This is a genomic window from Phyllobacterium sp. 628 (genome assembly GCF_014189505.1).
Lineage (GTDB): Bacteria > Pseudomonadota > Alphaproteobacteria > Rhizobiales > Rhizobiaceae > Phyllobacterium.
The window spans coordinates 55546-67268 of sequence record NZ_CP050300.1 but is presented as its reverse complement, the minus strand read 5'-3'; the positions used below and the strand labels follow the sequence as shown (position 1 = coordinate 67268).

Annotated in this window: 8 protein-coding genes; 7 read left to right on the top strand and 1 reads right to left on the bottom strand. The window is 55.2% G+C overall.

All coding sequences use genetic code 11. The features are described from left to right. Positions 1-52: 52 nt before the first annotated feature. From HB779_RS00330 to HB779_RS00300, 7 genes are all read left to right on the top strand, one after another. Positions 53-1069, top strand: a complete 1017-nt coding sequence (locus HB779_RS00330) for an ABC transporter substrate-binding protein (RefSeq protein ID WP_188342381.1) — start codon at positions 53-55, stop codon at positions 1067-1069. Between the two features lie 77 nt (positions 1070-1146). Next, positions 1147-2610 carry a sugar ABC transporter ATP-binding protein gene (locus HB779_RS00325; protein ID WP_371823841.1) on the top strand — a complete coding sequence of 488 codons (1464 nt, stop codon included), beginning with the start codon at positions 1147-1149 and terminating at the stop codon, positions 2608-2610. After that, complete coding sequence (locus tag HB779_RS00320; RefSeq protein WP_188342379.1) at positions 2607-3554, top strand: ABC transporter permease; 948 nt, start codon at positions 2607-2609, stop codon at positions 3552-3554. The genes HB779_RS00325 and HB779_RS00320 overlap by 4 nt, the downstream gene beginning before the upstream one ends. Continuing rightward, positions 3551-4504 (top strand): ABC transporter permease, encoded by a 954-nt coding sequence (locus HB779_RS00315; protein WP_188342378.1) that lies wholly within the window; start codon positions 3551-3553, stop codon positions 4502-4504. The genes HB779_RS00320 and HB779_RS00315 overlap by 4 nt, the downstream gene beginning before the upstream one ends. An 18-nt stretch (positions 4505-4522) precedes the next feature. Beyond that, positions 4523-5437, top strand: coding sequence for an SMP-30/gluconolactonase/LRE family protein (locus tag HB779_RS00310; protein ID WP_188342377.1), 915 nt, complete (start codon positions 4523-4525; stop codon positions 5435-5437). A 189-nt stretch (positions 5438-5626) separates the two neighbouring features. Continuing rightward, the gene (locus tag HB779_RS00305; protein WP_188342376.1) at positions 5627-6868 is read left to right on the top strand and encodes an efflux RND transporter periplasmic adaptor subunit; all 1242 of its coding nucleotides are present in this window, start codon (positions 5627-5629) and stop codon (positions 6866-6868) included. Continuing rightward, a complete protein-coding gene (locus HB779_RS00300) occupies positions 6865-9984 on the top strand; it encodes an efflux RND transporter permease subunit (protein WP_188342375.1) in 3120 nt (1039 codons plus the stop codon). The genes HB779_RS00305 and HB779_RS00300 overlap by 4 nt, the downstream gene beginning before the upstream one ends. Positions 9985-10004: 20 nt before the next feature. Here HB779_RS00300 and HB779_RS00295 read toward each other — a convergent pair whose 3' ends face one another. Next, the gene (locus HB779_RS00295; RefSeq protein WP_188342374.1) at positions 10005-11693 is read right to left on the bottom strand and encodes an AMP-binding protein; all 1689 of its coding nucleotides are present in this window, start codon (positions 11691-11693) and stop codon (positions 10005-10007) included. Positions 11694-11723 lie beyond the last annotated feature (30 nt).

Genomic DNA, 11723 nt, shown 5'->3' with positions numbered 1-11723 from the left:
GAAGTGCCGTTCAAGATCTGTTCGAAAATGGTAACAATTGGGAGAGAGAACAATGAAGATTACCAATATTCTGTTGGCATCGGTGGCGCTTGCTTGCGCGGCAGTGCCGGGCGTGGCGATGGCGGATACGGCAGGCAAGAAAATTGCTTTGTCCAACAACTATGCCGGAAATTCCTGGCGTCAGGCCATGTTGACCAGTTGGACAAAAATAACTGGTGAAGCGGTCAAGTCAGGCGTTGTGGCTGCTGCTGACTCTTTTACAACAGCGGAAAATCAGGCGACAGAACAGGCGGCGCAGATCCAGAACATGATTTTGCAGGGCTATGACGCCATCGTTGTTGATGCAGCGTCTCCGACTGCGCTTAACGGCGCCGTGAAGGAAGCCTGCGATGCCGGCATTACCGTGGTGTCCTTTGATGGTATCGTGACGGAGCCTTGCGCATGGCGCATTGCGGTCGATTTCAAGGAAATGGGCCGTAAGCAAGTTGAATATCTATCCAAGAAGCTTCCGAAAGGCGGCAATCTTCTGGAAATCCGTGGTCTTGCGGGCGTTTCGGTTGATGATGAAATCTCCGCCGGTATCCATGAAGGCGTCAAACAGTTTCCGCAATTCAAGATCGCCGGGTCGGTCCATGGCGATTGGGCGCAGGACGTTGCGCAGCGCGCCGTGGCAGGCGTCCTCCCAAGCTTGCCCGAAATCGCTGGTGTTGTTACCCAAGGCGGCGATGGCTACGGTACGGCACAAGCCTTCGAAGCTGCCAAGCGGCCGACCCCTGTGATTGTCATGGGCAATCGTCAGGACGAACTGGTCTGGTGGAAAAAGCAGAAGGATGCCAGCAAGTACGAGACCATGTCGGTTTCTATCGCTCCTGGTGTCTCGACCTTGGCATTCTGGGTCGCCCAGCAAATCCTTGACGGCAAGCAGGTGAAGAAGGACCTCGTCGTGCCTCTGCTGCAGATTGATCAGGATACTCTGGAAGCCAACCTTGCGAAAACGCAGGAGGGCGGCGTGGCGAATGTGGAATACTCGCTGGAAGACACACAGAAGGCCATCGCCGCTGCCAAATAGGTTCTGCCGCTCGACAGGATCTGTTCTGCCTGACCATAGTGTCGGGCAGAACTTCCGCGATATCAGGGATTTCAATGATGACTGTTGTTGAGCCGCAGGATGCGGTGATCGAGGTGACGGATGCCCGGATCAGTTTTGGTGCCGTCAAGGCACTGGACGGCGTTACTGTTACGATCCGCGCCGGTGAGTGCATCGGCCTTGTCGGGCACAACGGTGCCGGCAAGTCCACCATTGTCAATGTTATCAATGGCGGTCTCACACCGCATGAAGGGCGTATTACGCTGGATGGAAAGCCGGTCGAAAAATACAGCGTGAAGGTCGCGCGCGATCATGGAGTGCGCTGCGTTTTTCAGGAGCTTTCGCTCTGCCCGAACCTCACCGTCACCGAAAACACCCGCGTCATGTATCACAGCCTGAAAGGTTGGGGCTGGCGCAAACGGGCAAGCGCGGTTGTTCGTGCCAAGCTCGATGATATTTTCCCCGGCCATCACATCCCGGCAACTGCGCTTGTGGGTGACCTGACCATTGCTGAACGGCAGATGGTGGAGATCGCCACTGCCTTTTCCGAAGTGGCGCAAAAGGTGCGGCTAATCATTCTGGATGAACCCACGTCATCACTCGATGCCGGCCTTGCAGCACAACTCTTGAACTATGTGCGAACCTTCGTCAAAGCCGGTGGTTCGGTGATTTTCATTTCGCACATCCTTGGTGAAATCCTTTCCACCTGCGACCGGATTGTCGTCATGAAAGATGGCAAGGTGGTCGCGTGCAGACCGTCGTCCGAATTCACCGAACATAGCCTTGTTGAATCCATGGGCAGCGTGGTGAAGGGGCCTTCGGCGAGAATTGTCCGGATCGCCATCAATGATGAGCCTGTCCTTTCTGCAGCCAAGCGCCGGGGGCAGGGTCTGCCATTCCGGGCGCATAAGGGCGAGATCATTGGCTTGGCCGGGCTCGGTGGTCACGGCCAGACGGAAACATTGATTGATCTTTATCTCAAACATAGCCGCAGCTGGCTGCGTGAACGCACGCCAAGGGTGACCTTTGTTGCCGGCGACCGTACCTTGAACGGCGTGTTTCCGCTCTGGAGTATCCAGAAGAACCTGTCCGTTGGCAATCTGCCAGACCTTTCGTCCAAAGGGTTCGTCAGTCAAACACGCGAAGCGGAGCTGGTTCAATCCTGGAAGTCGCGGATCGAAATTCGTACCAAGGATGTTGAAAACCGTATCCTGTCACTTTCGGGTGGTAATCAGCAGAAAGTCCTGTTCGCCCGAGCGCTGGCGACGCGGGCAGCCGCTGTTCTGATGGATGATCCGATGCGCGGCGTTGACGTCGGCACAAAACAGGAAGTCTATTCGATTCTGCGGTCGGAAGCGGAAAATGGCCGCACATTTGTCTGGTATTCCACGGAAATGGATGAGATCTGCCTGTGTGACCGCGTCTATGTGTTCAACAATGGCATCATTGTCGCGGAACTCTCCGGTGATGATGTGACGGAAAAAAACGTTCTGGCCGCCTCATTCATCGGTGCTGCCGCATGAGAAATCTGTTCACACGGGATGCGGTTCGCCTGTTGATCCCCGCACTGTCACTCACCATTTTGCTGATCGTCATCTTCACCCTGCAACCGCGGGCGATGAGCTATTCCGGCATGAACCTGCTGTTTAATCTTGCCGTGCCGATTGCGCTGGCGACGATTGCGCAGATGCTGATCCTGACGGTCAATGATCTTGATCTTTCGATGGGAACATTCGTCAGCTTTGTTGCCTGCGTCGTAGCGACGTTCCTGAACACAAATCCTTTGCTCGGGATCGTGATCCTCGGTGCAGCAATACTCGTTTATGCTGCGCTCGGAGTTCTGATCCATGTGCGGGATTTGCCATCTGTCGTTGTCACTCTGGGCATGAGTTTTATCTGGGGCGGACTGGCGGTTCTGATCCTGCCTGCACCGGGCGGTCAGGCACCCGTATGGGCGCGGGCACTCATGACGTCCAAGCCGCCTTTTGTTCCGACCGCCATCATTGCAAGCATCGTCATCGCGCTTTGCGCTCACTTTCTGATCATGCGCTCATCATTCGGTGTCGTATTGCGCGGCGTCGGCGGCAATGCCCGCTCGGTCGAACGGGCAGGCTGGTCCATTGTCCGGGCGCGTGCTGCGATTTACGCGCTGGCTGCATTCTTTGCCATTCTTGCCGGGATTGCACTGGTTGGTCTCACGACTTCAGCTGACGCCAATATCGCTCTGCGTTACACACTGCTTTCCATTGCCGGCGTTATTCTAGGCGGCGGAGAGTTTGTTGGCGGCCGGGTCTCGCCGATTGGCGCGGTCATCGGTGCTTTGACACTGACACTCGCGGGCTCGTTCCTGTCATTCCTGCGTATTTCGCCGGACTGGCAGATTGGCGCTCAGGGTGCGATCCTGATTATTGTTCTTGCCCTTCGGTTGCTGTTCAACCGGTTGGAGAAGCGGGGGAAATCCGCATGACCGCGATAAAGCTTCTATTCCGCAAACCGTGGATATGGTCGTTCGTTGCCACCGCAATCGTCTGGTTTATTACGATTATGTTTACCGGCGGTGCCAGCACGATTGGTCTCAGCCAGGCGGCGCTGACCTTTGCGGCGTTTTCCATCATTGTTGGCATTGGGCAGATGTTTGTCATCACGCTCGGACCGGGCAATATTGATCTCAGCGTACCCGCAACGATGACCCTGGCGGGTACGGTTGCGCTGAAGGTCATGAACGTTGACAATTCAATGGTCGTGCCGGGTTTGCTGATCGCAATCGGGATCGGCATCGCCATTGGAATTGGCAATTACGGCCTGATTAAGCTGCTGCGCATTCCGCCCATTATTGCTACCCTGTCGATGAGTTTCATCGTGCAATCCACGGCGATCTGGACCAATCGCGGCCTGCGCATCAAGCCGCCTTCCGCTTTGGCTGATTTCACCACGTCGAGCACGCTCGGGATCCCCAATGTTGCGCTGATCGCACTTGGCCTGTCGATACTTGCCTATATCCTTCTGCAAAAGACGATTTATGGCCGCTGGGTCTCGGCCATCGGCCAAAGCATTCTGGCCGCCCGCATGACCGACATTCCTGTCGATGGTGTTCGCATTGCCACCTATGTGCTCTGCGCGGTTCTGGCGTCGGTCTGCGGCTACCTGTTGGCAAACTTTTCAGGCGGTGCGGCACTCAATATGGGATCCGAATATCTGCTCATGTCGATCGCCGTCGTGGTGATCGGCGGAACCGCTGTCGCTGGCGGCGATTCCAATGTGCCCGGCATATGGGGCGCTTCCCTTTTCATGTTTCTGGTCGTGTCGATGCTGAACACCTATGGGTTCGACGCTGGCATCCGCCTTATCATGACCGGCATTATAATCATCGGCGTTATCGTACTCGCCGGTGGACGCGATTCTTCCGTTAAACGTTAAAAGTGGTGTACCCCGTCAATGACCAATACCGCACTCTACGAAATCCATGATCCCCGTTTCCGCTCCCTTATCGTCGGCAGCGCCGACCTTGAAGAATTGTATTCTTCCTGCCGATGGGCAGAGGGCCCGGTATGGCTCAATGACAGCAACTGTCTTTTGTGGAGTGATATCCCGAACCAGCGCATGCTGCGGTGGGTGCCGGGCGGCGGCGTTTCGGTTTTTCGGGAGCCGTCCAATTTCACAAATGGCAATACGCGCGACCGCGAAGGGCGCCTTGTATCGTGCGAACACGGCACGCGCCGGGTAACACGCACGGAAGCCGACGGCAGCATTACTGTCCTCGCCGATCAGTATCAGGGCAAGCGGCTTAATTCGCCTAATGATGTTGTGGTGCATTCGGATGGCGGTATTTGGTTTACCGACCCGACCTACGGTATTTTGTCTGACTATGAGGGTTATAAATCGGACCCGGAACAGCCATCGCGCAATGTCTATCGGCTGGATCCTGCAACTGGTGATATCGCGACAGTCGTCACTGACTTTCTTCAGCCCAACGGCCTGGTCTTTTCACCGGATGAGAAATTGCTTTATATCGCCGATTCCGGCGCCAGTCACAAGGAAGGCGCTCCACGGCATATCCGGGTCTTTGACGTCGTCAACAACGGCACGTTGAGCAATGGACGTGTCTTTGCCCACATCGACAATGGTATTCCCGATGGCATGCGCGTCGATATGGCTGGCAATCTCTGGTCAAGTGCGGCGGACGGCATTCATTGTTTTGGCCCCGATGGCGTGCTGCTCGGCAAGATCAAGGTGCCGCAAACGGTCTCCAATCTGACTTTCGGCGGCCCGCGCCGTAACCGCTTGTTCATCACGGCAACGAAATCGCTCTATTCTCTGTTTGTGACGACAACAGGCGCCCAACAACCCTGACAGGTTCGCGGCTGATCGGGCGTCTGTGACTTCAAGGGTAGAAGGCTTCTACCCGGCATGGCCACAGCACGGGCGCGTGCACCGCAGCAAACATGACAAAATGGTCATTCGACAAGATGTGGGGAAGGTGAGAGAGTCGGTTGCATAAAGTTGTCTGGCTTGTGGGCGGTGCCCCGGAGGTAGCGTGCAGTGAAACGTCTTGGTCTCGCGGTCGTATTCGTAATATTGGCCGGGCTCGGCTACGTGTACCTACTCCCTCATACGAGTTCACCACCAGCCGGCAAGGCAATTGCCACCACCACTGCAGCCGCCGGAAAACCTGCAGGTAAAGGGCGCTCGGCTGCTGTTCCGTCAATTGTCGCTGCGACGGCCAAGACGCAGGATGTTCCGATCACCAAGACGGTTGTTGGCAACATCGAACCAATCGCTACGGTTGTGATCAAGCCGCAAGCTGATGGTGTGGTAACGGTTACAAATGTCCAAGACGGCCAGATGGTGAAAACGGGCGATGTGCTTTTCCAGCTTGATGACCGTACCATCCGAGCGACGATCGATAAGGACAAGGCAGCATTGGCCAAGGATCAGGCCAATCTGGAATCTGCAAGCCAGGATCTTGCCGCAGCGCAGGATTTGTCAAACCGCAAAATTGGCACGCTGCAACAGGCCTATCAGGCTCTTGCCGCTGTAAATGCGCTCAAAGCCTCGATAGGCATGGACAATGCCCAGATACAGGCGGACGAGGTGCAGCTTTCCTATATGACGATTACGGCTCCGATTGACGGTCGTGTGGGCGTGGTCAACACGTCGGTCGGCAATCTTGTTCGCACCGCCGATACTGGCGCTGGTCTTCTGACGATCACCCGCATGGCTCCGCTTCGGGTTTCGTTCACTGTTGCGGAAAGCGATCTGCCGACATTGCGGGATGCCATGAAAGACCGACCGCTCAATGTTCTGATCAGAGTTCCGGGCAGCAAGAATGTCGTGGCGTCAGGGCCACTCAATTTCGTCGATTCCAGTGTTGATACCGCGTCCGGTACGATTGTGCTGAAGGCTGAGGTCACCAATGAAAACGGTGCACTTTGGCCCGGTCAATATGTGACTGCTACCGTCGAAATCGGCACGCATAAGGGCGCTGTAACGGTGCCTCTCATTGCGATCCAACAGGGAAGCGACGGAACTTTTGCTTTTGTCGTCAAACCGGACAAGACCGTTGCGAAACAAATGGTTACTGTTGTCGAGACGGTGGGCGATACTGCGGTGACCACCGCAGGATTGAAGTCGGGCGATCATGTGGTTGTTGATGGCCAGCTGCATCTGCAGGATGGTTCGACCGTTATTGAAACCCTGGCTGACGAAAGCAGCGGCAACCCCACGGTTTCGGTAAATGACACGAGCGCGACTGATCCGATCAAGACGGACACCGTTCGATGAACATTTCCTCGATCTTTATTCAAAGGCCGATTGCAACAATCCTGCTTTCTGTGGCGCTCGCTGCATCCGGACTTTTTGCCTACCAATTTCTTCCTGTGGCGGCACTTCCACAGGTTGATTTCCCGGTTGTATCCGTGTCGGCGCAATTGCCCGGCGCTGCGCCGGATACCATGGCCAATGCTGTGGCAACGCCGCTGATCAAGCAATTTGAAACGATCCCGTCCGTTTCAACGATCAGCGCCACGAGTACGCAGGGGCAGACCCGCGTCACTATTGAATTCGAACTCGACAGAAACATCGATCAGGCTGCAGCGGATGTTGAAGCTGCCATTGCGCGCACGCTGAAACAGCTGCCTGCAAACATGACGACGCCGCCGAGCTACCGTAAAACCAACCCTGCGGATGCGCCTATCTTGCTCTTGGCATTGCAGAGTGACACGGCGCAACTTTCCAAGCTTGATGACTATGCCGAGCAAGTCATTTCGCCCTCGCTGTCCACGGTTGATGGTGTGGGTGAGGTACAGGTTTTTGGTGCCAAACAATTTGCCGTGCGCATCGAGGTCGATCCCAATGCGATGACCGCGCGCGGGATCGGCATTGACGAACTGACGAATGCGGTTGCCGATAACAACTCGATCGCGCCGGTTGGAACGCTGACAAGCCCCACCCAGCAAATGGCGATTGAAGCTGACACCCAGTCGAAAAATGCGGACACGTTCCGTCAGATTTTCGTGGCATCGCCCAATGGCAAGCCCGTCCGTCTGGGGGACGTGGCGCGTGTGGTTGATTCCGTCGCGAACACGCAGACGGAAAGCCGTTTTGACGGCAAGAAATCGCTGGTGCTTGCGGTTTTCCGTCAGCCCGGCGCCAACACGGTGGATGTGGTTGACCGCGTCCGAACGATGCTGCCAAAGTTTTCTGAAGAGCTTGGTGCATCCACAAAGCTGAATGTGCTGAATGACCGGTCCACCTCCATTCGGCAGGCCGTAACCGATGTGCAGTTCACACTTGTTCTGATCATCGGTCTGGTGGTTATGGTCATTTTCGTCTTCTTGCGGCGTATTGCGGCAACGCTCATTCCAACCGTTGCCGTCCCGCTCTCCCTCATTGCGACGCTCGGCGTGATGTATGTGTTCGGTTTTTCCATCGATAATATTTCTCTGCTGGGCCTGACACTGTCCGTGGGGCTGGTCGTGGATGACGCCATTGTCATGCTGGAAAACATATCCCGGCATATTGAAGAGGGTATGCCGCCGCGCGAAGCCGCACTCAAAGGCAGCGAGGAAATCGGGTTCACCATTGTCTCCATCACTGCGTCGCTTGTGGCGGTGTTCATCCCCGTTTTGCTGATGGGCGGCGTGGTTGGCCGTATCTTCAATGAATTTGCCGTGGTGGTTACCGTCGCGATTGTTGCCTCGGCATTGATATCGCTCACCCTGACGCCGATGCTGTGCAGCCATCTTCCGGCGCACAAGGAAAGTGAAAGTGAAAAGCCTCCACTGACGGAGCGCGCCTTTGATGCCGTTCTCAACGGTTACCGCTGGATGCTCGACATCTGTCTGCGCTTTCGCCTGGTTGTCCTTGGTGTCTTCTTCCTGACCGTTGTCGCAACACTCTATCTCTTTTCCACAATCGATAAAGGCTTCCTGCCGACCGAAGATATCGGGCAGCTTTCGATCTCGACGGAAGCGCGGCAGGATATTTCTTTCGATGCCATGGTGGCCTTGCAGAAGAAGGTTGCCGATGTGCTCATGAGCAAACCTTACGTTGCGCATGTGGCGTCCACCATTGGCGGCGGGTTCAACTCATCCAGCCTCAACCAAGGCAGCTTTTTCGTCGAGCTGAAACCCAAATCCGAACGTCTGGCGCTTGATCCTCTGTTGACCGACCTGCGTCAGTCGCTGGCGAAAGTTCCGGGAATTAACAGCTATCCGATTGCCATCCAGAATCTCCGCATTGGCAGCACATCCTCGCGCGCTCAGTATCAGTTTGTCTTGCAGGGTATCAATGCGGATGATCTTTATGCCTGGTCGCAAAAGTTTCTGTTGTCCATGCAGCAAGACCGCCAGTATTTTGCCGATGTGACCAGTGATCTGCAGAACAATGCGCTGCAGGCAAATCTCATCATTGATGCGGATAAAGCGCGGCTGCTTGGTATCACCTCGACTCAGCTTCGCAACTCGCTCTACTACGCTTTCGGTACAAATCAGGCTTCGACTATCTTTTCGACGGGCGACAGCTATGAGGTCATCCTAGAACTGGACCCGGAAATTCCGTGGACAACGGACAAACTTGACCAGATGCAGGTGCGTTCAACCACAACCAACAAACTCATTCCATTGTCGGCTTTTGCTCACGTTGAACGACGTGCCGGTTTGCTCGCTGTGAGCCAGTTGAGCCAGCTTCCGGCGGTGACGATTTCCTTCAACCTGCCGCAAGGCATCGCCTTGGGTAAAGCAGTCGAGGAAATCAATTCGATTAAAACGCAGCTCAATGTGCCGGACAGTATCACTTCGTCCTTCACCGGCACGGCAAAGGTGTTCCAGCAGGCGCTGTCCAATCAGGGATTGCTGATCGGCGCGGCGATCATGACGATCTATATCGTGCTCGGCATTCTCTATGAGAGTTTCATCCACCCGCTGACGATCTTGACCGGTCTTCCAGCTGCGGCGGCTGGTGCACTTGCGACATTGGAAATCTTCCACTTCGACCTCAGCGTTATCGCGATCATCGGTATGCTGATGCTGATCGGTATCGTCAAAAAGAACGCGATCATGATGGTCGATTTCGCCCTTGCGCGGCAACGGGCGGGGGCCAGTTCGTATGATGCTATCCGTGAAGCTTGTCTCGTGCGGTTCCGTCCGATCATGATGACGACGCTGGCAGCTGTCATGGGCACCTTGCCAATCGCGATCGGTGCGGGCGCCAGTTCCGAGCTGCGTCAGCCGCTGGGTGTTGCCGTTGTCGGCGGATTGTTTGCCTCACAGATACTGACCCTATTCATCACACCGGTCATTTTCCTCTATATGGAAGGCCTGTCGCGCGGCATCGTCCACGTCTGGCACAAGCTCCTTGGCAGAAGTACGATCCCTGCAGAGACCCATCCGGCGGAATAGAGAGTGGGGGCTTTGGCCAATCAGGCAGTCCTTGCTTCCTTGATGTCGAGTTCCTTGATCATATTTTGACGCATGATGAATTTCTGGATTTTGCCAGTGACGGTCATCGGATATTCCTCGACAAAACGGATATGCGCCGGGATTTTGTAGTGGGCGATTTTACCCTTGCAGAACTGGATGACGTCATCCTCTGTCAAGCCTGAATCAGGGCGGATGCGAATCCACGCACAAAGACATTCACCATATTTGCTATCGGGTATGCCAAACACCTGCACATCGGCGATACCCGGATGGGTGTAGAGGAATTCCTCGATCTCACGCGGATAGATATTTTCACCGCCGCGGATTACCAGATCCTTGATCCGGCCGACAATGTTGCAATAGCCGTCAGTATCGATCGTGGCGAGATCACCTGTATGCATCCAGCGAGCGGCATCAATCGCCGTTGCTGTATTCTCGTCGTCGCCCCAATAACTGCGCATGACACTATAGCCGCGTGTCAGCAATTCGCCAGTTACACCCGGTGCAACGATCGCGCCGTCAGCATCAATAATTTTGACCTCGACATGCGGGTGAATACGCCCAACCGTTGAGACGCGCCGCTCCAGTGGATCGGTGGCCGAACTCTGGAAGCTGACAGGGCTGGTTTCGGTCATGCCATAGGCGATGGTGATCTCGCTTTGGTGCATCTCGGTGACGACCCGGCGCATGACTTCAATCGGGCAGGGCGAGCCAGCCATAATGCCGGTCCTCAAACTGCTCAAATCAAACGATCTGAAATCGGCATGGCCGAGTATAGCGATGAACATGGTGGGAACACCATGCAGGCCGGTGCATTTTTCGGCTTCCACCGTTTGCAGCACCGCGAGCGGATCAAAAGACTCGCTCGGTATGACCATACAGGCACCGTGCGTAACGCAGGCGAGATTGCCCAGAACCATGCCAAAGCAATGATAAAACGGTACCGGAATGCACAAGCGATCCTCTGGGGTGAGGCGCATTGCTTCGCCAACAAAGAACCCGTTGTTGAGAATATTGTGGTGCGTCAGTGTTGCACCTTTCGGGTTGCCGGTAGTGCCGCTGGTAAACTGGATGTTGATCGGGTCATCGAATTGCAGCACGGATGCAAGAGTGGCGAGTTGAGCGTCGGATTCTGGTGTTGCTGCTTGGGCAATATTTGCGAAATTCAACATGCCGTTAGTTTTGTCAGTCCCTAATCGGATGACTGTTCGCAGGGTCGGCAGCTTCATGGAGTGAAGCGCACCTGCTTCACACGTCTCCAGTTCCGGCGCAATTTCACGCAATATATCGAGATAATTGCTGGTTTTCAGTGCGGGCGAGAGGATCAGTGCCGTGCAACCCACCTTGTTGATGGCATATTCAAGCTCGTGGGAGCGGTAGGCCGGGTTGATATTGACGAGGATCAGGCCAGCCTTGGCCGTGGCAAATTGTGTCAGGACCCATTCAAGATTGTTTGGCGACCATATTCCAATGCGGTCGCCGGGATTTAAACCCAACGCAAGCAACCCTGATGCCAGGACATCAACCTTCTGCCGGAGTTCCGAATAGGTCAGGCGGACATTTTGATGGCGGACAACAAGTGCCAAGCGGTCAGGAAATTGATCGGCTATATGATCAAAATGCCGACCGATGGGTTCCCCGATGAGAGGTTGATTGCTTGCGCCATGGACATAACTTTCTCTGATCATGAATCGCTCCTCCCGAAAGCTTCATGGAGT